Below are 25,171 nucleotides of genomic sequence, written 5' to 3'. Positions count from 1 at the left end.
GAACGTTAAAGTGATAATGCAAAAGGAGGCCCGGGCGGCCCCCGACATTCGCGTCAGGAACCGCCCGGAGCCAGGAGGATCCTACTTGATGTAGCCGCCCTTGGTCATCTCACGCGTCGTCAGCGCCTGCGCACCCTGCAAGGCCTGGTCGACGGTCATCGAACCGGCAAGCGCTGCGGAGAACTGCTGGCCGACGGCCGTGCCAATGCCCTGGAACTCAGGGATGGCGACAAACTGGCCACCCGTATAGGGCACCGGCTTGACTGTCGGCTTGCTCGTATTGGCCGCATTCATCGCATCGAGCGTGATCTTGGCGAAGGGAGCAGCCTTCTCATATTCCGGATTGGCATAGAGCGACTTGCGCGTACCCGGAGGAACGTTGGCCCAGCCTTCCTTGCTCGCGACGAGCTCCGTATAGGCCTTGTCGGTCGCCCAGGAGACGAACTTCTGCGCGGCTTCCGCCTTCTTGGTGCCAGCCGGAACGCCAAGGTTCCACGCCCACAGCCAGTTGCCGTGGTTCTCGACGCCGCCGGTCGGGAAGAGCGCATAGCCCACCTTGTCGGCAACCTTGGATTCCTTCGGATTGGTCACGAACGAGGCCGCAACGGTCGCATCGATCCAGATGCCGCATTTGCCGGTCTGGAACAGCGCAAGGTTTTCATTAAAGCCGTTGGACGAGGCGCCGGGAGGTCCGGCTTCCTTCATCAGGTCGACGTAGAACTGCAGGGCCTTCTTCCATTCCGGCTGATCGAACTGCGGAGTCCACTTTTCGTCGAACCAGCGTGCCCCGAAAGAATTGGCCGTCGCGGTCAGGAGCGCCATGTTCTCGCCCCAGCCGGCCTTGCCGCGCAGACAGATGCCGTAGGTTTCGCTCGACTTGTCGGTCATCTTCTTCGCCGCTTCGGCGATCTGGTCCCAGGTCGGCTTTTCCGGAATGGTCACGCCGGCCTTCTCGGCGAGGTCCTTGCGGTACATCACCATGGCGCTTTCGCCGTAGAATGGCGAAGCGTAGAGCTTGCCATCGACAGAGACGGCGTCGCTGATAGCCGGCAAAAGATCGGACTTGTCATAGGCATCGCCCAGGCCATCGAGCGGCAGAAGCCAGCCCTGCTTGGCCCAGATCGGCACTTCATAGGTGCCGATGGTCATGATGTCGTACTGGCCGCCCTTGGTGGCGATGTCGGTGGTGACGCGCTGGCGCAGCACGTTTTCCTCGAGCGTTACCCACTCGAGCTGGATGTCCGGATTTTTCTTGGTGAAGTCCTCGGTCAATTTCTGCATGCGGACCATGTCGCCATTATTGACGGTGGCGATGGTCAGCGTCTCCGCATGGGCAAAACTCGCCATGGCGAGCGCAGATACGGCGCCGAGCAGAAGCGTTCTCGTTAACATTTCATTCCTCCCGAATGTTATGAGCAATTGCTTGTCTTGTGGGCAAATACTCACACAACGGCGAAACAAGTCAAGAGCAATTCGTCGCTGCGATGCAACAATGGGAGGGAATTATCCGGCGAGAAGCGTTTCCGCGGTCCGCTCGTCTGTAATCAGGCCGTTGATTAGATTGCCTTTTATCGCCGCTACAATGCCCGGTAGCTTTTTCGCACCCTTGGCGGTGGCGATGACGGTGGCGGTGTCGCGCGAGGGGATATGCGCGCTGGCGAGCGCGGGCATTGGTCAGCCCCTCGATGGGTTCGCCATAGCGATCGAAGGCACGTCCAAGGATTTCGCACACCGCCCCGGCACGGCGCAGAGCGTCCAGTTCCTCGCGCGAAATGAAGCCATCGATAAACAGCGGAGCGTCTTCCCCGAGGTCGCCTATGCCGACAAAGGCGACATTGGCCCGCGCCGACAATTCCAGCACCGGGCGGATCATCGCCTGGCTGTGCAGCAGCTCGCGCTCCTGCGGCGAAGAGGCTATGACCGGCAGCGGCATGGGAAATGAGCGCGCCTTGATCTTGTCGGCAATGTTGAAAATGACGTTGTAGAAAGCCGCCGAACCATCCGGCGAAATGTTGCCGGTCAGCGACACCACCTTGTGCTGCGGGCACTCGATCGGCGACAGCAGCTCGATCGCCGCCTTGAGCGTGCGGCCGGTGCCGATGCCGAGCACGATCGGCGCTTCCGACTTCAGCCAGCGCGTCATTTCCGCCGCCGCTGCATCGGCCACGCCAAGCGTCGTCGAGCTGGAACCCGGATCGGTCGGCACCACCTCCGCCATCTTCAGGCCGAAGCGCTGCTTGAGCTGTTCGGCGAGATCGAGGCAATGGGCGATCGGATGGTCGAGCCTTACCTTGACCAGCCCTTCCGACACCGCCAGCGATACCATGCGCTGCGCCGACTGGCGCGAAATGCCGAGCTTGGCGGCAATCTCGTCCTGCGTGTTGCCGGCGACATAATACAACCAGCCAGCGCGGGCGGCGTCGTCCAGCTTTGTGGTCGTAACCTCCGGCTTACTCAATTTCTGCCCCGCCCTTAAGCTTCTCGCTGTGCTCGGCGCTGGCGGGGACCCCGTCTACCCCGCCCCTGAGCTTCTCGCTGTGCTCGGCGCTGGCAGGGACCTCAGCCTTATGCCCGTCGGAATGCCCGAGATCGCGCTCGGGCCAGACGATATCGCGCACCTTCTGCTTGAGCACCTTGGCCTCGGGAAAACCGCCGTCGCGCTTGCGTTCCCAGATGAGATCGCCGTCCACGCGGATTTCGAAGACGCCGCCGGTGCCCGGAATCAGCGACACTTCGCCGAGGTCGGCGCCAAAGGTGGAGAGCAGCTCCTGCGCCATCCAGGCGGAGCGGAGGAGCCAGCTGCACTGCGTGCAATAGGTGATGGTGATGCGCGGTTTTGTTGTCATGTTCTGTCTATTATCATTTCCTCATCGGTATGTAAGCTGCTTCGTAGAGGCCAGCTTTCCCCCTTGCCACGCCCTCATCCTGAGTCTGGCCATTGTTTGCATTGTGGGAAGACGGGCGGTCGCCGAAGCGCGTCTTGGTAGATAAGGTATGCGATCCGAAGACCGCCCGCTAACGTTGTCCCCCCTGCCGGCCAGCTTCTGCTTGTTCCGCGGGGCGAGTGGATGAACGCCTGGAGTCCGGGCCCATCGTCGCCGTCGGTGCAGTGTCCGCACGATTGGCGTTGGCGTCAACAATGGAGGCAATATCTGCCTAAAATGCGCAGATTGACCTCCGAAGACGAACAGGTCGGCCAGCGCTTGGGTCCGTTGCCCGCCCGCTGACACGCTGTCCTTCCCCACTTTCGAACGGCTCCGGAAGCAGCTCCCCATGGAAAGGACGGGGATAGAATAACCGAGGTTTGAGGGGCGTGGATAAACAGCCACGATTATTTTCGTGCAAAGGCACTGCGCGTGGTTGGACAAGTTCGGCACCCACAGCCGATACCGATTATCTCTCCCCTTGTGGGAGAGAAAGGATTTTCTTGGATTTAGCCCTCGCTAAATCCTTAGAAAATCCAAGTGAGGGGGTAGTTTAGTGAAGCATATCCCCTCTCTTGCGATTTCTGGCACTTAGCAAGAGCTAAGATGCCGAAATCGCTACCGGGGCGAGCCACTGGTCTCGCCCGCCTTCGGCCCCCCACAGAGGGAGAGAAAGCCGCACTCAACGCACCCAAAACTCCCCTCTCCTCCTGACATCTCCTGACACAAGGTTGTCAGGAGCCCTGCGCTATATTCATCCGCGAAAAGCACGCAGAATGGTGCGCGGGAGGACTAGCGATGGACGCGGAGATACAGACACTTGGCAGTGCGGCGGATTTCGATTTTCTCATCGGCGACTGGAACATCCGCAACCTGCGGCTGAAGGAGCGGTTCAAACAATCGGACGAATGGGATGAGTTCCACGCCACGTCGAGCGTGCGCAAGGCGCTGTATGGCACGGCGAATATCGAGGAAATGGATATGCCGTCACAGGGCTTTGCCGGGTTGACGGTGCGCCTGTTCAACCCGCGCGACGGGTCATGGTCGCTGAATTGGTCCGACAGCCGCAGCAATGTGATGTTTCCGCCGATCATCGGCCATTTCGACAATGGCAAGGGGGTTTTCTACGGCGACGACACCGATGACGGCGTGCCGGTGCGCGTGCGCTTCCTGTGGACGCCCTCGCCCGACATGCCGCTGTGGGCGCAGGCGTTTTCAAAGGATGGCGGCGAAACCTGGGAAACCAACTGGGTGATGGAATTTACGAGAGTGTAGCGTAAAGATCTTCCCAATTTGGGTTGATGCTTTCGATAAGTTCGATCTTCCATTGGCGATGCCAGCGTTTCAGCGATTTCTCGCGCTGGATAGCGTCTACGATCAACCCGTGCTCTTCATACCAGACCAGCCGCGCACAGCCGTATCTCCATGCAAAACCCGGCGTGTGCCCCTCGCGGTGCTGGTAAATGCGGCCGGCAAGATCGGACGTGACCCCGATGTACAGCGTGCCGTGCTTGTGGTTGGCGAGGATATAAACGTAGCCGGACATGCTGCATTTTGAATTGCAAACGGCGCCCGGGTAAATTCAACGAATGGCGTATTTTCAACTTTCCTACATCGTAAGCATCGCCTCTCTGTATGTCGTAGAGCACCTCGGTTTCCATCATTCTGAGGCGCACCTCCCTTTCCGTCATCCTCGGGCTTGACCCGAGGACCCACGGCAAAGAAGCGTTATCATTTCGACAAAACTCGACGAGATTCAGCGGAGTGTCAGCGCTGGTGTGCTTGCCATTGAGAGAGGTAATTCTCTGGAATGCGTTGCGCGGTTGCGAACTCGCGCTTCTTTGCCGTGGGTCCTCGGGTCAAGCCCGAGGATGACGGAAAGGGGGGTGTTTTACGATGAACGGAAAGGGAGGTGTTTTACGATGGACGGAGACGGAGGTGCGCTATGGTATACGAAGAGCCGAGTGCTCGACCCTAGATGAAAGGTGCATTCAGGATGACGAGGTGGCGTTTTACGATAAACGGCGAGCGAAGCGATCTACGATAATCCAAGAGCACGTCCCTCTCTGTCATCCTGCAGCACACACCTCCCGTATATCGCAAAGCACCTCCTCCCTCTCCGATAATCCTGGAGCACCTCCCTTTCCGTCATCCTCGGGCTTGACCCGAGGACCCACGGCAAAGAAGCGTTATCATTTCGACAAAACTCGACGAGATTCAGCGGAGTGTCAGCGCTGGTCTGCTTGCCATTGAGAGAGGTAATTCTCTGGAATGCGTTGCGCGGTCGCAAACTCGCGCTTCTTTGCCGTGGGTCCTCGGGTCAAGCCCGAGGATGACGGAAAGGGGGGTGTTTTACGATGAACGGAGAGGGAGGTGTTTTACGATGGACGGAGACGGAGGTGCGCTATGGTATACGAAGAGCCGAGTGCTCGACCCTAGATGAAAGGTGCATTCAGGATGACGAGGTGGCGTTTTATGATAAACGGCGAGCGAAGCGATCTACGATAATCCAAGAGCACGTCCCTCTCTGTCATCCTGCAGCACACACCTCCCGTATATCGCAAAGCACCTCCTCCCTCTCCGATAATCCTGGAGCACCTCCCTTTCCGTCATCCTCGGGCTTGACCCGAGGATGACGGAAAGGGAGGTGTTTTACGATGAACGGAGAGGGAGGTGTTTTACGATGAACGGAGAGGGAGGTGCGCTATGGTATACGAAGAGCCGAGTGCTCTACGATAGATGGAAAGGTGCATTCAGGATGACGAGGAGACGTTTTACGATAAACGGCGAACGAGGCGCTCTGCGATAATCCCAGAGCACGTCCCTCTCTGTCATCCTGCAGCACACACCTCCCGTATATCGCAAAGCACCTCCTCCCTTTCCGATAATCCCGGCGCACCTCCCTTTCCGTCATCCTCGGGCTTGACCCGAGGACCCACGGCAAAGAAGCGTTATCATTTCGACAAAACTCGACGAGATTCAGCGGAGTGTCAGCGCTGGTGTGCTTGCCATTGAGAGAGGTAATTCTCTGGAATGCGTTGCGCGGTTGCGAACTCGCGCTTCTTTGCCGTGGGTCCTCGGGTCAAGCCCGAGGATGACGGAAAGGGGGGTGTTTTACGATGAACGGAAAGGGAGGTGTTTTACGATGGACGGAGACGGAGGTGCGCTATGGTATACGAAGAGCCGAGTGCTCTACGATAGATGGAAAGGTGCATTCAGGATGACGAGGAGACGTTTTACGATAAACGGCGAACGAGGCGCTCTGCGATAATCCCAGAGCACGTCCCTCTCTGTCATCCTGCAGCACACACCTCCCGTATATCGCAAAGCACCTCCTCCCTTTCCGATAATCCCGGCGCACCCCCCTTTCCGTCATCCTCGGGCTTGACCCGAGGACCCACGGCAAAGAAGCGTTATCATTTCGACAAAACTCGACGAGATCCAGCGGAGTGTCAGCGCTGGTGTGCTTGCCATTGAGAGAGGTAATTCTCTGGAATGCGTTGCGCGGCTGCGAACTCGCGCTTCTTTGCCGTGGGTCCTCGGGTCAAGCCCGAGGATGACGGAAAGGGGGGTGTTTTACGATGAACGGAGAGGGAGGTGTTTTACGATGGACGGAGACGGAGGTGCTCTACGATGCATGGAGAGCCGAGTGCTTTACGATCCGCGATATGCGCTCGGCAAAGCACCCAAAATTCAGCGGCGCGACATCTCGCGCGCAATGCGGGCGAAATCCGCCTGCTTGATGCCAATATCGGCGCGGTCCCGCGCGCTCATGCCCTGCAGCGTGGCAAGCGCCTCGCGATAGGCACTGTCATTGGCGCGGCGGGTGGCGAAATCAATCAGAAAGTTCATGGCCTGTTTCCTTATGGCACTGTTTCAACAGGCACAGGATAGGCGCAGGGATGGTGATTGTGCAGTGCAATATCTGCATGGCTGGTATGTGGTGTTATAGAATGCCACCGAGATCGTAACTGCGTTCAGTCAGGATGCCCGAATGAACCTTTCTAATTTGCGTACCCTCTGCGGGTGGAAGCGCAGTACTCGCAAGAATCGATCTGATAACTAATAGCTTTTCGTGGCTGCACTGTAAGGGCAAACTGTTGTTGGTTGATTTAATGATCGCTTTAAGACGAGAATAGTGCTTTCCGTCATATAATTCATTATGAAAATTCAGCAGCTCGTGCGCCGAGGGTAAGCCCCTATCGGATATCAATCTGTAGAACCGCGCAACAATCGCCGAATCTTCTTTAAGCTGCGGGAGTAGACCGGCTACTAATCTCGAGAGAGCGCTATCGTTGGCCCACACCTTAGCCGATTTTTTTACAGCGTCGTATATAAGCTTTGGGGTTCCAAAACGTGACAGTATCCACAGCCGACCGTATGTCGTAAGATTATCCTTATCGTCGTAATGGCCCAATATCTCCAAAATTGAACTGGCTTCGGATCCATCATATTCTATCGCGCCTTCGACAAGTCTCTTGGCCAAGACCAGCTTGAAATAGTCATCACAGACCAAACCGTTGTGAAAGACGCTTAAGATCGATAGGAACTCGATACGTCGGAAACCACATATTGATGAATTTCTTAGCGTTACATCCCTAAGGTTTGGATGAATCTTCAAGAAGTGCCCATACAATGCATCTGGTATTCTGTATTTATATTTGTTGTACACTCCGACAATTCTTTTAATAATCTTTTCGCCATTGCCCTCTTTTAATTTACCATCGGTGTATAGTCTCTCAAACACAACCGAAAGACCGTTAAAAAAGGCCGTTAGGAGTTTGGGGTCTCCATCTATTTTTTCAATTCGAAGTTCAAGCCCATCTAGAATTCTGTTCTCTTTAACGCGAAAATGCCGATAGGCCTCGCTGGCGCTAAGGATTTTGGTCTTCCCGGCGTTCAACCTCAAGCTGCGCGATTGCAAGACCAAATCTGTGTCTCGCAGGAGCTTTTTCGCCAGTTCAATCGTATTAACTCCCGCATCGATATCATCCATAAATCGTGCATAATTTTTTTGGGAGCGATCTTCCATAAATTTGTCAAGTTCAAAAAGATAGCAGTGAGCGAGTAGCCTAGGCGCATCCAAGTCCATTTGAGGCAGCCCAATTTGCCGCGGTGGCATAAAATCGGGACGCCAAACAAGATTTGATACAATATGAAGTAGAAAATCCAGTAATGGCTCCTCCACTTTTACAAATGACGTTATCACATTTCTCATTTGCACCAGATCTATAAAGTCGTAGTAATTCGATATATCAGTAACTATTACAAATTTGTTTTCTATCGAGAACTTCAGTATCTCTTCTTGAAATTTCTTCCACGATTTAAACGTGCCGTACTCTTGTTCGGCCGTCGTCTTGAAACTGTGGTCACTCGGCTCAAAAAAAGCGTTCTTTGATGGAGATTGTCGTTTGATTTCACTGTACATTTTATCTGAAAGACACTGAAGAATAATCGCCTCCTCTACCGAAGGTTGAACCATCAAACGACACAGCCCCATAGACTTTTCAACATGAAACCCTCTGGGAATCTCTATAGAGAAGGTACCCGTTTTAATATTAGTTCGAATCTTTGAAACAACCCTGTCTATACTTGCTTGCACATCCATGTAGTCAACGGGATCGGGCAGCAGTTGTTTTCTCATGTCGTATCGCGTTTTCTTACGCCATTTTTGCTCCAGCCTCTTGGCTGAGAGAAATTGAAGGATCGATTTCGCTCTTATTTGATACTTCGGGGAATGTTGAGACAAAATGCGCCTGTTCTCGAGCGGTTTCCATACGGTGCCCTCAACTAATCGCAAAAATTTATTAATTTGAAACCAATATTGGGAGGAATTCCGACCACATTCTTAGAGACCATCTAGAAATTTGCTCTTTTTGGAGACGAACAACTGCCCATCCTCAATCAACCTGCTCTTCCTGTTCCACAGTCAGCGGCTTGATGCCGGGCGTCGGGAGTTCGGGGTAGTCGCCCTGGGCAACGGGCATGGCTGCTGGCGGGGTGCGCGGCGCGGTCGTGCTGCACGCCGCCGCGCTGCACAGGATCAGGCTGCCGATGAGGAGATCGTGAACAAGGCGCATCGGGGTCACAGGGACGGGGAATTGAGGGCCGGGAACCCTCAATTATCGCTCATCTTCAGCGCCTGGATGAAGGCTTCCTGCGGGATTTCGACCTTGCCGAACTGCCGCATGCGCTTCTTGCCTTCCTTCTGCTTTTCCAGAAGCTTGCGCTTGCGCGAGACGTCGCCGCCATAGCACTTTGCCGTCACGTCCTTGCGCAGGGCCGAGATGGTTTCGCGCGCGATCACCGTGCCGCCAATGGCCGCCTGGATCGGGATCTTGAACATGTGCTTGGGGATCAGGTCCTTCAGCTTTTCGCAAAGGTCGCGGCCGCGCTTTTCGGCGGCGGCGCGGTGCACCATCATCGACAGCGCATCCACCGGCTCGCCATTCACCAGCACCGACATCTTGACCAGATTGCCCTCGCGGTAATCCGACAGGTGATAGTCGAAGGAGGCATAGCCCTGGCTGATCGACTTCAGCCGGTCGTAGAAATCGAACACCACCTCGTTGAGCGGCAGGTCATAGGTGACCATGGCGCGCTTGCCGACATAATTCAGGTCGATCTGAATGCCGCGGCGGTCCTGGCAGAGCTTGAGGATGGAGCCGAGATAATCATCGGGGGTGAGGATCGTCGCGCGGATCCACGGCTCCTCGATGGTGGCGATCTTCATCACTTCCGGCATGTCGGCGGGATTGTGCAGCTCGCGCTGGGTGCCGTCAGTCATGTTGAGCTTGTAGACGACGCTCGGCGCGGTGGCGATGAGGTCGAGGTTGAACTCGCGCTCCAGCCGCTCCTGGATGATCTCGAGATGCAAGAGCCCCAAGAAGCCGCAGCGGAAGCCGAAGCCGAGCGCGGCGGAGCTTTCCATCTCATAGGAGAAGCTGGCGTCGTTGAGGCGCAGGCGGCCCATGGCGGCGCGCAGATCCTCGAAATCCGCCGCGTCGACGGGGAAAAGGCCGCAGAAAACCACGGGCTGCGCCGGCTTGAAGCCGGGCAGGATCGTATCGGTCGGGCGCTTGTCCTCGGTGATGGTATCGCCAACGCGGGTGTCGGCGACTTCCTTGATCGAAGCGGTGATGAAGCCGAATTCGCCGGGTCCGAGCTCGTCGACGGCGAGCATCTTCGGCGTGAACACGCCGGTGCGCTCGACCGGATATTTGGCGCCGGTGCCCATCATGCGGATGGTCTGGCCCTTTTTCAGCACGCCATCGATGATGCGCACGAGGACGATGACGCCGAGATAGGCATCGTACCAGCTATCGACCAGCATGGCCTTCAGCGGCTTGGTGCGGTCGCCCTCGCGCGGCGGCGGCAGCTGGTTGACGATGGCTTCCAGCACATCCGGAATGCCAAGGCCGGTCTTGGCGGAGATCAGCACGGCCTGGCTCGCATCGATGCCGATGACTTCCTCGACCTGCTCGCGGATACGCTCCGGCTCGGCGGCGGGAAGATCGACCTTGTTCAAAACCACGACGATCTCATGGTTGTTGTCGATGGCCTGGTAGACATTGGCCAGCGTCTGCGCCTCGACACCCTGCGAGGCATCGACGACAAGCAAGGAACCCTCGCAGGCGGAGAGCGAACGCGAGACTTCATAGGCGAAATCGACGTGGCCGGGCGTGTCGATCAGATTGAGGACATAGGTCTCGCCATTGTTGGCCTTGTAGTTGAGCCGGACGGTCTGCGCCTTGATGGTGATGCCGCGCTCGCGCTCGATATCCATCGAGTCGAGCACCTGCTCCTTCATGTCGCGCTGCTCCAGCCCGCCGGTCGATTGGATCAGGCGGTCGGCAAGGGTGGATTTGCCATGGTCGATATGGGCGACGATGGAGAAATTACGGATGTGATCTAGTGGAGTGCTCATGCGCGCCACATAGAGCATTTCGGGGCGTTTTGGAAGGGCGACACGCCGCGCTCGCGACAATCGCCCATAATAATTTTATCCGGGTATATTGACGATAGGGTTTTATCCGGGTAAATTATCGCCTGGATTGAGCAGCGAGTGAGCGCGATGGACGATATAGAGACGAAGTGCACGGCCTTTCAGGGCACGCGCAAGATTGCCAGCGGGACACGCGCCCAAGTGGCGCTCAGCGTGAAGCACGCGGGCGAGACCCACGAGACGATCCTGATCTTCGACGACGCGACTGGCCGGCAGGTCGAGTTCGACCTGCGCGGCAGCGATGCGGAGATCGTGGCGCGGCTGAGCAATAGCGAGCCGCGCAAGCCGGGGCGGCCGAAACTTGGCGTTACGGCACGTGAAGTAACGCTTTTGCCGCGGCACTGGGATTGGCTGAACAGCCAGCCGGGTGGCGCTTCCGTTACGTTACGCAAGCTGGTGGATGCGGCACGCAATGCAACAAGCGGGCGCACCGCCAAGCGGCAGGCACAGGACGCGGCGGACCGCTTCATGATGGCGATGGCCGGCAACCAGCCGCACTACGAAGAAGTGGCGCGGGCGCTTTATGCCGGAAACGTCCAGCAGTTCACCGACCTGACCGAAGGCTGGCCGCAGGATGTGCGCGATCATGCGCGGCAGCTGAGCGAACCGGCTTTCGGTTGGGAGGACGGCACCATTTAGTCTTTAGGCCAAGATCGCGCTTTCTGGCACAGCCCTTGCTTTTGAAATTGCAAGCTAGTGAGCAGGTCCGGCGTTACGGATAGGCCCACAAGCCAGATTTCGTTGTTTTTATTTATTTATTTTGAGGGCATTGGCCCAAGGAGTTTTCAAGATGATGCAATGGGTGAAATCCGGCACGCGCAGCGCGTGTCTGTTTGGCGTACTGCTTGCCGTTTTGGCAGGCTGCAATGGCAGCGACGAGAAGCAAGCGAACTCGACATTCGATACGGTACAAACAGAACAAGAGCCTCTCATCGACGATTCAAAAGTGCCAGACGTGCCGGTGATCGGCACTGTTAAGGCTGTGCCCGGTACCGAGTCGCCGCCGCCGAAAGTCGATGGCGGCAAAGCGACGCCCGCGACCGGCGACAGGCCGACTGTGATGATCGGCACCGGCAATACTGCAGGCCCCGGCGCAGAACAAGCGCCGGGGCCAGCAGGCGGCGCCACGGCGAACGGGGGTGACGATGCCATAGCGCCATTGTTCCGTCATATCGACCCGCCTGCCCCGGAAACCTTGACGGTCAGGGAAGGACCGTTCTCCAAGCCCGTCCCCGAAAAGGCTACCCGCTTCACCGAAACCGCCCCTGACACGATCGGTGGCGCCACGTTCCAGTCGTCGTCGGCGCTCTCCTATGATCTGGGCAATCTCGTCGCAGTCACAAGCGGTGACTCCAGCACATTCAGCAACGGCAAGACTTTCATCACGCCCATCACAGGCTGGCTTCGTTACCCGGAAGAGGCGTTAAATGGGACAACGGAGACTGCAAAATATCCCGTCGTCGTTTTCCTGCATGGGCAGCACGCGATCAATGATCCCAGTTACCAAGGCTATGACTATCTTGCCGCGGATCTCGCCCAGCATGGTTATGTTGTGCTTTCGATCGACGCAAATGCGATCAATGCCGATGGGGATCGATCAAGCCTTTCACGCGCACAGCTGGTCCTCGGAACGCTGGATCGTCTGCGGCAGATCGACGGGGCGGGCCAGATCAACCTTGGCGGCTCGACGGGCAAGCTTGATCCTTTGAAAGGCAGGATCGATTTTACCCGCATCGGTATCATGGGACACTCGCGCGGCGGACAGGGCGTTTCGAACGCGATCAAATTCAACAAGACGCGGCGCGGTGTTACGGAAGCAGATTTGCTGGCTGCCGTGAAAGACGGCGGTGCCGGTAGCTTCAGTACATTTCCCGATCTTGTTGGGGCAGTCGCAAAAAGCGGTGTCGACAAGGCAAGGTCTCGACGCTGCGGTCAAGAAGTACAATATTTTCTATGCCGCTGGCAGTGGCAGCGGGGTCCCTCCCTATGTCTTCAAGGGCGCTTTCATGCTGGCGCCGACGGATTTTGGCGGCAATACCGGCTTGGATAGTGTGCCGCTCGCCGTTCTGTTACCCACTTGCGACGGAGACATGAAGAATCTTCAGGGCGCGCGTGCATTCGATCACAACCGTTTTGGCCCCGATGACGATACAACGCCGCGCTATCAGATCATGGTGAAGGGCGGGAATCACAACTTCTACAACAGGAAGTGGGCATTCGATGACCATAGTACGGCCTATTGCGATTACCCAAGCGCCGGCATCCGTCTGACCCGCGAAGATCAGGAGCGCAATGGCAAATTCATCATCAACTCGTTCATGCGCTCTCATGTCGGAAGCGAGCAGAAATTTGCGGCGTATTGGAACGGAACGGCACAACAGCCCGCCGCAGCTTGCCCCTCCGCTATCGGGCCATGCGATGAGCGTGTGGTGCTTACCGTCCAAAAGGATGCCGGGCGCCGCAAGCTGATCCAGCGCTTCAAACTGGCCGACAGTATGTCGCGAAACCTGCTTGGCGGACCGATTGAATTTACCGGATCTGATGCAACTGCCCTTTGTGACATGCCGACCGGCGCCAGTGACATTGGCGGTGAGTGTAGCCCCAGGCGGTTGGAGGGCTTCGAGTACTATCCAGATCGTGACCACTACGACAAAGGCATGCGATCAGTCGCCGATCATGCCGAGCTTGCCTGGTCGAAAGCTGGCGCTTCGGTCGTGACCGACCTCACCGGCCTTTCCATAACAGGGTATGACACCCTGACCTTCCGCCTTGCGGTGGTACAGCCGATCGGTCAGGAGGCCGAGGTCACACTTGCCGACAGCGCCGGCAATTCTGCTACCCTCATGGCGAGCGATTTCAGCGATGCGCTCTATCTGGCCCCAAGGTCAAAGGATGACGGACGTCCCATGACGAACGATTCCGCAATACGCCCTTCGCCGATGACCAAGTGAAGACACTCCTGAACATGGTTGCGATCCCGCTGAGGGCCTTCGAGGGGGTCGATATGACCAAGCTCAAAGAGCTGAAGCTGACCTTCCCCAAGGAGAGCGGTAAGGTGGCGATCACCGATATCGAGCTGCAGAATCTCGGACGGGAAAAACCGGCTGAGACCGTGGTGGCAAAGCAGTAGTGCTCAACGAGCCCCCTCAGATTGTTGGGGGGCGGCGTGAGCATCGCTGCCCTCAATGGAGCGTATATTACGAGTACGCGGCTGGATCCCGTCGAGTTTATGGAAACGGGACCGTTTCTTTGTCGTGGGTCCTCGGGCCAAGCCCGAGGATGACGGAGAGGGAGGTGCATCGCAAAATCGAACCACTCGTTCGTCAAACCACGAATTGACCACTCAAACCCCGATCTTGCCGCCGCCCTTTTTGGTGATGGCGAGGACCGACGGACGCACCGGCATGTTGTCCTTGAAATCCGGCCAGCGGGTCGAAAGGTCCTCATAGTACGATGGACGGCCGAAGGGCTTCCAATCCTCGCCGCCATCGCCAGGATGCTGGACCGCAACCATCATGGTTGCCATATCGGGCAGCATGAGCGGGCCGCACATTTCGGCGCCTACGGGAACACGGAAGAACAGCTTCGACGTGGCGCGTGCTGCGCCTTCCGTATCCACTGCCCAGATGCCGTCGGTGCGCCCGGTTTCCTTCGGCGAATTGCCGTCGGTGGAAACCCAAAGACGGCCATCCGCATCGACCGCGCAATTATCGGGCATGCCGAACCAGCCGTTTTTCGTCGTGTCGGTGGAGAAAGAAGCACCCACATCGGCGACGGACGGGTCACCGCATTTCAGCAGTATTTCCCATTTGCCCTTGGTGGCAGCGAAATTGCCATCTTCCTCGGCAATCTCGACAATATGACCGAAGGCGTTCTTGGCGCGCGGATTGACTGGGTCGACCTGGTCGTCCTTGCGCTTGGTGTTGTTGGTGAGCATGACATAGACTTTGCCATTGACGCCGTTCGGGCCAATATCTTCAGGGCGATCCATCTTGGTCGCGCCGAGCAAATCGCCGGCGCGGCGGGTTTCGATCAAGACATCGGCCTGCGAGTGGAAGCCATTGGCTTCGGTCAGGGGGCCCTCACCGAAGACAACCGGCAGCCAGGCGATCGTGCCGTCGACATCGAATTTGGCGACGTAGAGCGTGCCTTCATCGAGAAGATCGAGATTGGAGGCACGGTCATCCGGATTGAACTTGCCGGCGGTGACGAATTTATAGACGTAATCGAAACGCTCATCATCGCCGAGATAGAAGACGACACGGCCATCCTTGGCGACGATGGAATCGGCACCCTCATGCTTGAAACGGCCCATGGCCGTACGTTTCTTCGGGATGGAATTGGGATCGTTCACATCGATCTCGACCACCCAGCCGAAACGATTGGCCTCATTCGGGTCCTTCGACAGATCGAAGCGGTCGTGGAAATTGCCCCAGTCATAGACGCCTTCCGGAATGCCCATGCGCTTGTAATTGGCGGCTTCCTTGCTGTCCTCCGGCAGTTTTCCGAGGAAATAGCCGTGAATGTTTTCTTCACCCGACACGTAGGTGCCCCAGGGTGTGACGCCGCCTGAACAATTATTGATCATGCCGAAGACTTTCTTGCCGGAGCTATCGGCATTGGTCTTGACGCGGTCATGCCCGGCAACGGGACCAGACAATTGCATTTCCGTATTGGCGGTGATGCGGCGGTTAAGCTTGCCGTCCTTGACGACCTGCCACTTGCCGCCGGTCTTCCTGATCTCGACGACGGTGCCGCCATGGGCAGCCATCTCGATATCGACACGCTTCTGGTCTGCCGGTGCAACCTCAAGCTTGCCCTCGACAACCTTGACGATGCCGGGGAACATCAGATGTTCATTGGTGTATTCATGGTTGACGACGAGGATGCCATGCTCGGAGGAACCGTCGACCGGAATGTAGCCGACATAATCATTGTTGTAGCCGAACTGCTTGGCCTGGGCTTCCGGCGTCTGGTTCAAAGGATCGAACTCTGGCGAATCCGGAAAGAGTGCATCGCCCCAGCGGAGAAGCACATCGGCATCGTAGCCGGCAGCGACATGGTGTTTTTCGTCAATACCTGCCTCGACTTCCTCGAACGTGAAGGCCGACTTGCTCCCGGCGCGCGCGTCATCGGCAAGCATCAGCGCCATCGGGCTTACGGTGGCGGCAATGGCGGAAACGGCAAGCGAGCCCTTCAGGAAGCCGCGGCGCGAAAACCGCGCGGCAATGAGTTCGCCCATGGTGGCATTGTCGGTCGGGTTGTGGCCGGGACCGTCATTTTCCTCGAGCAGGCTGGTGCGGAATGTCTGAAATTGGTCGTTCATGGCGCTTACCTCTGGCTATCTGGCTGGGAGAACGGATTTCAACCGTATCGACCCGCTATGACGGCAGAGTAACAATATGATGACAGTTCCGTTGTTTCTCCCCACTTGCGACCATAGTTCAAGCAGCCGCGATCAGCCCGCCATAGATGTCGAGATCCACATTGCCGCCGGAAAGAACCACCGCAACGGTCTTGCCCCTGATATCGACCTCACCAGCCGCCAGCGCTGCAAGCGCGACACATCCGCCCGGCTCCACAATCAGCTTCAGATGGTTGGCGGCATCACGCATGGCAGCCCTCACGGCGCTGTCGGAAACGGCTATGCCGCCCGCAAGATTGTGCTTGTTGATCGGGAAGGTCAGCACGCCCGGCTGCGGCGTGAGAATCGCATCACAGATCGAACGGTGACCCGTCTCGTTGGTTACGCGTTCGCCGGCAATGAGCGAGCGGCGCAGATCATCGAAATTTTCCGGCTCAACACCCCAAATGCGCGTTTGCGGCGAGCCCGCCTTGACGGCAACCGAAATACCGCTGATGAGACCGCCACCACCGCTTGGTACGAATAGCTCATCAAGCGTCAATCCGCGTTCCCCGGCCTCGGCAATGAGTTCAAGACCAATCGTGCCCTGCCCCGCCATGATGGACGGGTCGTCATAGGGCGGCACCAGAACCATGCCACGCTCTTCAATGTATGGTACCGCCACCGCCTCGCGGCTTTCGCTGTAGCGGTCGAAAAAGACAACTTCCGCGCCGTAGGACCGGGTATTGGCGATCTTGGTCTGCGGTGCATCGCTCGGCATGATGATGACGGCCTTGATGCCGAAAAGCCGGGCGGAACTGGCGACACCTTGCGCATGGTTACCTGAGGAAAACGCCACGATGCCACGCTCGCGCTCCTTCGGGGTGAACTGGCTGATCCGATTATAGGCGCCGCGAAACTTGAACGAGCCGGTACGCTGCAGGCATTCAGGCTTGAAGAGGATGCGTGCATCGTAACGGGCGTTCAAGGCCTCGGATTCAATGAGCCGGGTGCGTACAAGCTGACCTTCCAGCCGCGTCGCGGCAGCCTCCACGTCGGCTATTCCAACGGCAAAACCCTGACTATCCATGCTGCCCTCGCTTCAAGCTATGATGATAGCGAATTGATAGCACCATGAATGGCTTCAAGCATCCAAATCATTGTCATCATGGCAATTGACGGCTTACGCCGGCGCGGAATTCTCCCGATGCGCCAGATACTGCGGCAGTTCAGCAATCGAGCCCAGAATGGCATCGCTGAGCGGGCCAAGGTCGTCGAGCGTGCTGTTGCCGGAGAGCACGCCAACGGCAAGGCCCGCGCCCGCAGCATGGGCCATCTCAAGATCATGGGCATTATCGCCGACCATGGCGATGGCGGCAGGCGCCAGACCAGTCTTCGCGGCAAACAGATGCAGCTGATCGGCGTGGGGCTTGGCGCGCGCTACGGAATCATAGCCGATGATCACGCTGAACAATGCCGTCAGGCCGAGCGCTTCGGCGGTGGCCCGCGCACCCGCTTCCGAATCATTCGTGGCGATGCCGAGCACAAAGCCCTGCTTGACCAGGGCTTCCAGCGTTACTTGCAGGCCGTCAATGCCGACGGCGCGGCGCGAGCCTTCACGCACGGCGTAGTCATCATAATCGCGGATACGCGCCCGCTTTTCTTCGAGCGTCAGTTCAGGATGCCAGAGATCGACAATGTCATGGATGGTTCCGGCAGCGACGACCGAACCGCCGCGGAACTTTTCCATTTCCCAATCATAACCGCCGGCCTCGATCAGCGCGCGGGCTCGCGCTTCGTCGCCATCCGCCGCCTTCTGCGCCAGTTCCATGGTTATGCCGAACCAGGTGCGGTTGAAATCGACAAGCGTGCCGTCCTTGTCGAAAAGAATGCCGCGGATGCGCGATGAGCGGGCGGTTTTCATCGAGCCTCCAGAGAGCCGGGCCTGGCGTTGTCGGAACGTCTGGTGCCCAGCAGTTTCATCAGGTCATCACCGCGCCTGGTATAACGATGGCTGCGGCGGGTAAGGATCCGGCCCGCCTGGGGTGCGGTCAGAGTGATGTCGCCGTCCGGATCACCGGGGACCGTTACCACCGTGACCAGCCTGGCACCGGCTTCCACCTCGGCGCCGACATCGACATGGAAGAGAACCATGCCGCCCAGCGGCGCGCGAATCATTTCGACATTTTCCAGCGGTGTCACAGGGCCGCTGAAATCTACTTTCAGCTCGACGTCTGGATCAACAATAACGCCGCGATGCACCAAAAACCGGTAGAGGCCCTCGGCATCGGCCCTGCCGGTTTCGATATCGACGTCGTTCAGTCCGCGGAACTCGACCGTCGTTACCGCGCGAGCCTTTCGCTGGGCCTCGGGCAATTGCAAGACGGGATGGGCACAGGCTTCCTCGAACGCGGCGTCGGCCGTGCTGTCCCAGGAGAGGATCGCCGTCGAGCCCAGCGCCGAAGCAAGATCGTACATTTCCGGCAGAAAAGCCCGGTGGATGTAAAGGTAGCTCTCGCTTTCATCGTCGCAGTGCAGATCGAGCACGATTTCATGCGGCAGTGCCAGACGCAGGAGCTGGGCTTTCAGCCGCTCGGCCAGGGCTTTCGGCGCATCGACTTGTGCAAGACCGGACGTGTCGAACGTCTCGAGCAAGGGAAAGGACCGGTTGAAATTGACGTTGGAGAAATATTCGAAGCGGCCGAGATGCTGATGCGATAGCCACTGTGCAGAGCCGATCGGATTGGCCTGCGGGACGACAGTGATGTTGCCGGCGACGCGGCTTTCCCTCTCGGCCTTTTCCAGCATGGGAACGAGGAAATGCAGCGCGGCCTGTCCGGGCAATTCCGAACCGTGCAAGGACGATTGCAGATAGGCTGTCGCAGCCTTTTCATTCTTGCCTTCGAAACGCAGAACGCGCAGTTCGATGCTGTTGCCCGGCACATCGCCGGCCAGCTGGATCATTTCCGTGTTCATCATTCTTTTCCGATTATTTCGTGTGACTTTAGCTCTATTTCTCGCGGCGCTTGCGCAAGTGCGCGACAAGCCCTTGCGTGGAAGCGTCCTTGTCCTTTGGCTTGACCTCGCCGGAGACGACCGGCAGGAGTTCCGTTGCCAGTTCCTTGCCAAGCTCCACACCCCACTGATCGAAGGCATTGATGCCGAAGAGCTGTGCCTCGACGAACACCCGGTGCTCGTAAAGCGCAATCAGACGTCCGAGCGCGTAAGGATCGAGTTTGTCATGGACAATCGTGATCGACGGGCGGTTGCCGGTGAAGACGCGGTGTGGCGCGATGCGGTTTACTTCGGATTTGGGCAGGTTCCTTGCCGCAAGCTGGGCTTTGGCCTCTTCGAGCGTGCGGCCCTTCATCAGCGCTTCGGACTGGGCAAGGCAGTTGGCGAGCAGCATCTCATGCTGGTTGTCGAGATGCGGCTCATGGCCTTTGGCGGCAACGATGAATTCCACCGGGATCGTGTCCGTACCCTGGTGCAGTAGCTGGAAGAAAGCGTGCTGGCCGTTTGTGCCGGGTTCGCCCCAGACGACCGGGCCGGTGGGACCGGCAACGGGTTTGCCATCGACGGTCACGCCCTTGCCGTTGGACTCCATGTCGAGCTGCTGCAGATAGGCAGGCAGGCGTGAGAGGCGCTGGTCGTACGGAATCACGGCACGGCTGGTATAACCGGCGATGGCGCGGTGCCAATAGCCGACCAGGCCAAGAATCATAGGCAGGTTCCTGGGTAGAGCCGCCTTGCGGAAATGTTCGTCCATCGCATGGGCGCCATCGAGGAACCGGCCGAAATCCTCCGGACCAATCGCTATCATCAGCGGCAGACCGATGGCCGACCATATCGAATAGCGGCCGCCGACCCAATCCCAGAAACCGAAAATACGATCCGCGGGAATGCCGAAAGCGTCCACCTTGTCCAGCGCTGTCGAAACGGCGGCGAAGTGTTTGCCGACTGCCTTCTCGCCAAGTGCATCGGCAATCCATTTGCGCGCTGCCTTCGCGTTGGTCATTGTCTCGATGGTGGTGAAAGTTTTCGAGGCGATGATGATCAGTGTCGTCGCAGGATCGAGACCGGCAAGCGTATCAGCGATGTGCGCGCCATCGATGTTGGAGACGAAATGCAGCCTCGGCCCGTCATGGTACGGCGACATGGCGAGCGCTCGCCATGGCGGGTCCAAGATCGGAGCCACCGATGCCGATATTCACGACATCGGTGATCGGTTTGTTCTTCGAGCCCTTGATGCTGCCCGATCGCAGACCATCGGCGAAGGCCGCCATGCGGTCAAGCACCTCCTTGACGCCGGGCATGACATCTTCGCCATCGACCTTGATCGGCTTGCCCGAGCGATTGCGCAGTGCGATGTGCAGCACCGCCCGGCCCTCAGTATTGTTAATTGGTTTGCCGGCAAACATTGCGTCGCGGCAGCTCCTCGACGTTCGCGACTTTTGCCAGATCGCCAAGCAGGGAAAGCGTCTCGTCATTCACCAGGCATTTGGACCAATCAAGCAGAAGATCATCGAGCTGGAGCGAGTAGCGGGAGAAGCGTTTTGAATCGTCGGCAAAGGTCGCGCGCATATTTTTTGGAGCGCCGTTTTTCCAATGTGCTTTCAATGCCTGAACCGACCGCTTGAGGTCGTTCGCTTGTTCTGACGCCATGTCTGTCTCCTGAAGTCACGCTTGATTGTGGGCAAACTGCCATTGGAATGGTTTTAGTTCAATTGATCGAAGGAAGAATCTCTACGCTTTCCATAATAGGGTAAGAGTGTGGGGCAAATGCGGGCGGAACTACGGCGCAGAAGCGCTTCTATTTGTCCAAATATTATTCTAAATTGCGCAAAGTGAGGGAGGGTTCAGCATGGATTTGACGGGAGAAGAACGCATTGCCGCATCGCGTGACGCCGTTTGGAAGGCCTTGAACGATCCCGAAGTCTTGAAAGCGTGCATTCCGGGATGCGAAAGCCTTGAGAAGATTTCCGACACGGAGCTGGAAGCCACGGTCGGGGTCAAGATCGGTCCGGTCAAGGCGCGCTTCAACGGCAAGGTCGAACTCACCAATCTCAACCCGCCATCGTCTTATACAATCTCCGGCGAAGGCAAAGGCGGCATTGCCGGTTTTGCCAAGGGCGGAGCCGATGTGACCCTGACCGAGGAGGGCGCCGAAACAGTGCTGGCCTACGTGGTCAACGCAGATGTCGGCGGCAAGATCGCGCAGCTTGGCAGCCGATTGATTTCGTCGACATCGAAGAAACTCGCCACGCAATTCTTCGAAAACCTCAACCAGACCATCAGCGGAAGCTAAAGCCACTCTCCTGTCGCAATTTCCATAAGCCATGGCGCAAAGCCGTTTGGGTTTATGACACCGAAGCCGGATATCCTCCTCAGATGCGGTTTTGCATCCAGGCTAGGTATTCATGCGCTGTTTTGACTTCATCATCGTTGGATCCGGATCGGCCGGTTCGGTCGTGGCGGAACGGCTGTCTGCGGATGGCCGGTATTCGGTACTGGTCCTGGAAGCCGGCGGCAGCGACCGGCGTTTCTTCGTTTCCATGCCGCTCGGCTATGGCAAGACGTTCTATGACAGATCGGTCAACTGGATGTATCGCGCCGAGCCTGATCCAGGTCTCGGTGGCACTGCCGACTACTGGCCGCGCGGAAAGGTGCTCGGTGGATCAAGTTCAATCAATGCAATGGTCTATGTCCGCGGCGCCGCGGAAGATTTTGATGAATGGCGTGACCGCGGCAATCCCGGCTGGGGCGCTTCGGACCTGCTGCCGGTCTTCCGCTCGCTTGAAAATCACGAAGGGCCGTCCAACAGCCTTGGGCGCGGTGGCCGCCTCCAAGTTACCGATTGCTCGAAACTGTTCCATCCCCTCGCCAACCATTTGATCAAGGCGGCTCAGGAAGCCGGGCTCGGATACAATCCGGATTTCAATGGCGCAACACAGGAAGGGGTTGGTGCGTACCAGCTGACGACCAAGGGCGGAAGGCGGATGTCGGCGGCGCGGGCATTCTTGCGCCCGGCGATGAAGCGCCCGAATGTCACCGTCATCACGCAGGCACTGGTGACCCGCATCGTCTTTGAGGGAACGCGCGCGGCCGGCGTCGAATTCAAGCGTCATGGGACAGGAGAAACGGTCAAGGCAGGGCGAGAAGTGATCCTCTGCGGTGGATCTGTCAACACACCGCAACTCCTCGAGCTTTCAGGCATCGGCGATGCGGCGCGCCTGCGTCAGCTTGGTATTCCGGTCGTTCACGACAACGCACAGGTGGGTGAGAACCTGCAGGATCATCTCGGCATCAATTATACTTTCCGGGCGAATATTCCATCGCTCAACCAGGTGTTGCGACCCTGGTGGGGCAAGGCTCTCGCCGGGATCGAATATCTGTTGTTGCGGACCGGGCCGCTCTCAATCAGCATGAACCAGGGCGGTGGTTTTTTCCGCACCGATCCATCGCGCAAGCGAGCCAACATGCAGCTTTATTTCCAGGCGTTTTCTACCGTCGTACCCAAGACGGGTGAAAGACCAATCCTCACACCGGATCCCTGGCCTGGTTTCTCGATCGGCCTTTCCAATTGCCGCCCGACGAGTACAGGCTCGATTCATATTCGCTCCAACGATCCGCTGGAACAGCCGCGCATCATGCCAAATGCATTTTCGACGGAGCATGACGTTGCCGAGATGCTCGACGCGGTGAAATTCCTGCGCAAGATCGCCGCGACACCGACAATGTCCAGACTGATCGTCGAGGAATTGTTGCCTGGGCCGGCCTGCCGGAGCGACGATGAACTCATTGCGGATTTCAGACGGCGCAGCGGCACCGTCTATCATCCGGTTTCCACTTGCCGCATGGGATCCGACCCTTTGGAGGGCGTAGTCGATCCGCGCCTGAGGGCCCATGGTGTGGACCGCCTGCGTATTATTGACTGCTCAGTGTTCCCGAACCTTATTTCGGGCAATACCAATGCCGCCGCGATGATGGTGGGGGCAAAGGGTGCAGAGCTGGTATTGGAAGATCAGGCGTAATCTGGACAGGTTGCTACTCCTTCCCGCCCATGAGGTATGAAAGGCTCTAGCCATATCTGGCTTCAAGCAGATCGATATCGCGGACCATCTTCGTGGCCATGGTGCTTTCAAGCCGCCTTGCCCGCACCAGACGATATATTTCCTGCCGCTCGGCGTTCAACGCAGTAATATGCAGCAGCTTACCGATCTCCTCGCTTCGAGCCGTCTGTTCGCGTTCCTCGCCGAGATGCATGCGCCCGTCGATCCGCTTGCGGTAGAGTTCCATGATTTGCGTTGCCACATCGGCATAGATGTCAGCGTCGGCGCGTCCGGCAGCGAGATCGTGCTGCGCCCGTTCGACCGCCATGATGGCCGCCTCGGCGGCGGCAATACGCGCATAGTCTTCCTCTTTCTGGTTCAGATCCTCAGCAGGCAGATCGATATTCCTGAGTAACCGGGGAAGGCAAAGGCTGGCCATGAGGAGCGACAGGATGATAACGCCCGTTGCCAGGAAAATGACCAGATCGCGGGCAGGGAAAAGACTTCCGTCATGCAGGAAAAGCGGCAGCGTCAAGATACCGGCCAGCGTGATTGCGCCACGCACACCGGCAAATGACATGGTGGCGACAAGCTGCCAACTCGGCCGTACGATGTTATTCTCCCGACTGGAAGGGCGCGACAGGGCGATGCGCCATGAGGCCCAAACCCATGCGAGATCGAAGTCCCACCAGTGCTGCATAAATCACCACCACATAGACCAATAGCCACCAGGGACTCGAACTCCCTGCCTGCTGCACGTTCTCGACCGCGCCGTAAAATATGCCCGGAAGTTGTTCGCCGAGAAGCACGAAGATAGCACCATTCGCCACAAACTGCGCCGTGTCCCACACGGCAGTGCGCCGCACCCTTGTCAATGCCAGTGACTGGCCGGTGTTTTCGGCATAGCTCATGGTAATGCCGGCGGCGACAGCTGCCAGAATACCGGAAGCGTGAACATGTTCGGCAAGAAGGTAAGCGCCGAAGGGGATGAGCAGGCTTATGAGAATTTGCGAACCGCTCTCCTCGCCAAGATGCCGGGTCAGGAACGCTTTGCCGCGGGTTACTCCAATGGTAACGCCGACGCCGATGGCGGTGCCGGCGATGGCGAGCCACAGGAAGGTGAAGAACGCTTCTGACAAGGAGAACGACCCGGTGAGCATTGCAGCGACGGCAAAGCGCATGCAGACCAGTCCGGATGCATCGTTGAGCAGCGATTCACCTTCCAGTATGTGCATCATGCGTGACGGGATCGGTACACGCGCAGCAATGGCGGAGACGGCGATCGGATCGGTCGGGGAAACGATGGCCGCCAGCGCGAATGCGACAGGGAGGGGTACTGACGGAATCATCCAGTTCACGAAGAAGCCGACGCCAAGCACGGTGAAAATGACCAGGCCCAACGCCATTTCAAGGATGATGCCCTTGTCGCGGAAAAGCCCTTCCTTGGGGATGCGCCAGCCATCGAGGAACAGCAGCGGCGGCAGAAACAGAAGGAAGAAAATATCGGGGTCAAGTTCCACCCGAATGGTGGTCAGGGAAGCTATCACCGCGCCAAGCCCGATTTGCACCAGCGGCAGAGGCACCGGCAGTGGCAGCATGCGGATAATGGAGTCACTGACAACCACGGCCAGGAGCATCAGGAGGACAATGGTTATTGTTTCCACGGTGGATCCAGTTTCGTTCGGTGAACAAGATGAAGGAAGTGCGAATGCTTTGTCGAGGCGAACCTTGGCAACTTTGTGCCAAGAGTGCGCCCTTTGAATGAATTGCGAAAAAACAGCGGACTGACTATTTTTACGTTTACGTCAATGTAAATACTTGCATGGGTGACGCCTCTCGCAATAGA

Annotated in this window: 16 protein-coding genes and 4 pseudogenes; 6 read left to right on the top strand and 14 right to left on the bottom strand. The window is 57.8% G+C overall.

The window, feature by feature from the left end; all coding sequences use genetic code 11:
• Positions 1-81: 81 nt before the first annotated feature.
• From N8E89_RS08370 to N8E89_RS08360, 3 genes and pseudogenes are all read right to left on the bottom strand, one after another.
• Complete coding sequence (locus N8E89_RS08370; protein ID WP_106662455.1) at positions 82-1,392, bottom strand: ABC transporter substrate-binding protein; 1,311 nt, start codon at positions 1,390-1,392, stop codon at positions 82-84.
• Positions 1,393-1,503: 111 nt separating this feature from the next.
• Positions 1,504-2,458, bottom strand: a pseudogene (locus N8E89_RS08365) (sugar-binding transcriptional regulator).
• Between the two features lie 115 nt (positions 2,459-2,573).
• Positions 2,574-2,846 (bottom strand): annotated as a pseudogene (locus N8E89_RS08360) (SelT/SelW/SelH family protein); the annotation flags it as partial.
• 876 nt (positions 2,847-3,722) lie between these two features.
• Between N8E89_RS08360 and N8E89_RS08355 the strand changes: the two are divergent.
• Positions 3,723-4,199, top strand: a complete 477-nt coding sequence (locus tag N8E89_RS08355; protein WP_106662453.1) for a hypothetical protein — start codon at positions 3,723-3,725, stop codon at positions 4,197-4,199.
• Here the strand turns inward: N8E89_RS08355 and N8E89_RS08350 are convergent.
• The 5 genes from N8E89_RS08350 to lepA all read right to left on the bottom strand — a co-directional run bounded on the left by N8E89_RS08350 (position 4,186) and on the right by lepA (position 10,851).
• A complete protein-coding gene (locus tag N8E89_RS08350; protein WP_262261705.1) occupies positions 4,186-4,470 on the bottom strand; it encodes a GIY-YIG nuclease family protein in 285 nt (94 codons plus the stop codon). The genes N8E89_RS08355 and N8E89_RS08350 overlap by 14 nt on opposite strands.
• Before the next feature lie 2,147 nt (positions 4,471-6,617).
• Positions 6,618-6,776, bottom strand: coding sequence for a YjiS-like domain-containing protein (locus N8E89_RS08345; RefSeq protein WP_262261703.1), 159 nt, complete (start codon positions 6,774-6,776; stop codon positions 6,618-6,620).
• Positions 6,777-6,870: 94 nt separating this feature from the next.
• On the bottom strand, positions 6,871-8,568 hold the full coding sequence (locus N8E89_RS08340) for an RNA-directed DNA polymerase (protein ID WP_262261701.1): 1,698 nt from the start codon (positions 8,566-8,568) through the stop codon (positions 6,871-6,873).
• A gap of 256 nt (positions 8,569-8,824) precedes the next feature.
• Positions 8,825-9,004 carry a hypothetical protein gene (locus tag N8E89_RS08335; RefSeq protein ID WP_262261699.1) on the bottom strand — a complete coding sequence of 60 codons (180 nt, stop codon included), beginning with the start codon at positions 9,002-9,004 and terminating at the stop codon, positions 8,825-8,827.
• A gap of 38 nt (positions 9,005-9,042) precedes the next feature.
• Positions 9,043-10,851: a translation elongation factor 4 gene (lepA, locus tag N8E89_RS08330; protein WP_113172657.1), complete on the bottom strand. Its 1,809-nt coding sequence runs from the start codon at positions 10,849-10,851 to the stop codon at positions 9,043-9,045.
• 147 nt (positions 10,852-10,998) lie between these two features.
• Between lepA and N8E89_RS08325 the strand changes: the two genes are divergently transcribed.
• The 3 genes from N8E89_RS08325 (at position 10,999) to N8E89_RS08310 (ending at position 14,059) form a co-directional block, all read left to right on the top strand.
• Entirely contained in the window at positions 10,999-11,568 is a 570-nt protein-coding gene (locus N8E89_RS08325) for a DUF2239 family protein (protein WP_262261698.1), read from the top strand.
• A 151-nt stretch (positions 11,569-11,719) separates the two neighbouring features.
• A complete protein-coding gene (locus N8E89_RS08320) occupies positions 11,720-12,979 on the top strand; it encodes a poly(ethylene terephthalate) hydrolase family protein (RefSeq protein ID WP_262261697.1) in 1,260 nt (419 codons plus the stop codon).
• A gap of 897 nt (positions 12,980-13,876) precedes the next feature.
• A complete protein-coding gene (locus N8E89_RS08310; protein ID WP_262261693.1) occupies positions 13,877-14,059 on the top strand; it encodes a hypothetical protein in 183 nt (60 codons plus the stop codon).
• A gap of 213 nt (positions 14,060-14,272) precedes the next feature.
• On the opposite strand, the gene N8E89_RS08305 is transcribed toward N8E89_RS08310, so the two are convergent.
• The 5 genes and pseudogenes from N8E89_RS08305 to pgi all read right to left on the bottom strand — a co-directional run bounded on the left by N8E89_RS08305 (position 14,273) and on the right by pgi (position 20,938).
• Positions 14,273-16,255 (bottom strand): PhoX family protein, encoded by a 1,983-nt coding sequence (locus tag N8E89_RS08305; protein ID WP_262261692.1) that lies wholly within the window; start codon positions 16,253-16,255, stop codon positions 14,273-14,275.
• Positions 16,256-16,373: 118 nt separating this feature from the next.
• Complete coding sequence (locus N8E89_RS08300) at positions 16,374-17,363, bottom strand: threonine ammonia-lyase (protein ID WP_262261691.1); 990 nt, start codon at positions 17,361-17,363, stop codon at positions 16,374-16,376.
• Between the two features lie 93 nt (positions 17,364-17,456).
• Positions 17,457-18,197: an HAD family hydrolase gene (locus tag N8E89_RS08295; RefSeq protein ID WP_262261690.1), complete on the bottom strand. Its 741-nt coding sequence runs from the start codon at positions 18,195-18,197 to the stop codon at positions 17,457-17,459.
• Positions 18,194-19,249 carry a succinylglutamate desuccinylase/aspartoacylase family protein gene (locus N8E89_RS08290; RefSeq protein WP_113172488.1) on the bottom strand — a complete coding sequence of 352 codons (1,056 nt, stop codon included), beginning with the start codon at positions 19,247-19,249 and terminating at the stop codon, positions 18,194-18,196. The genes N8E89_RS08295 and N8E89_RS08290 overlap by 4 nt, the downstream gene beginning before the upstream one ends.
• Positions 19,250-19,283: 34 nt before the next feature.
• Positions 19,284-20,938: pseudogene (gene pgi, locus N8E89_RS08285) on the bottom strand (glucose-6-phosphate isomerase).
• 199 nt (positions 20,939-21,137) lie between these two features.
• On the opposite strand from pgi, the gene N8E89_RS08280 reads away from it, so the two are divergent.
• Positions 21,138-21,581: an SRPBCC family protein gene (locus N8E89_RS08280; protein WP_106662441.1), complete on the top strand. Its 444-nt coding sequence runs from the start codon at positions 21,138-21,140 to the stop codon at positions 21,579-21,581.
• A gap of 112 nt (positions 21,582-21,693) precedes the next feature.
• On the top strand, positions 21,694-23,307 hold the full coding sequence (locus N8E89_RS08275; protein ID WP_113172490.1) for a GMC family oxidoreductase: 1,614 nt from the start codon (positions 21,694-21,696) through the stop codon (positions 23,305-23,307).
• Between the two features lie 46 nt (positions 23,308-23,353).
• Here N8E89_RS08275 and N8E89_RS08270 read toward each other — a convergent pair.
• Positions 23,354-24,989: pseudogene (locus tag N8E89_RS08270) on the bottom strand (Na+/H+ antiporter).
• Positions 24,990-25,171 lie beyond the last annotated feature (182 nt).

Origin of the sequence: Phyllobacterium sp. A18/5-2, from assembly GCF_025452215.1 — a bacterium.
Taxonomy (GTDB): domain Bacteria; phylum Pseudomonadota; class Alphaproteobacteria; order Rhizobiales; family Rhizobiaceae; genus Phyllobacterium; species Phyllobacterium sophorae.
This window is presented reverse-complemented; position numbering and strand designations above follow the sequence as displayed.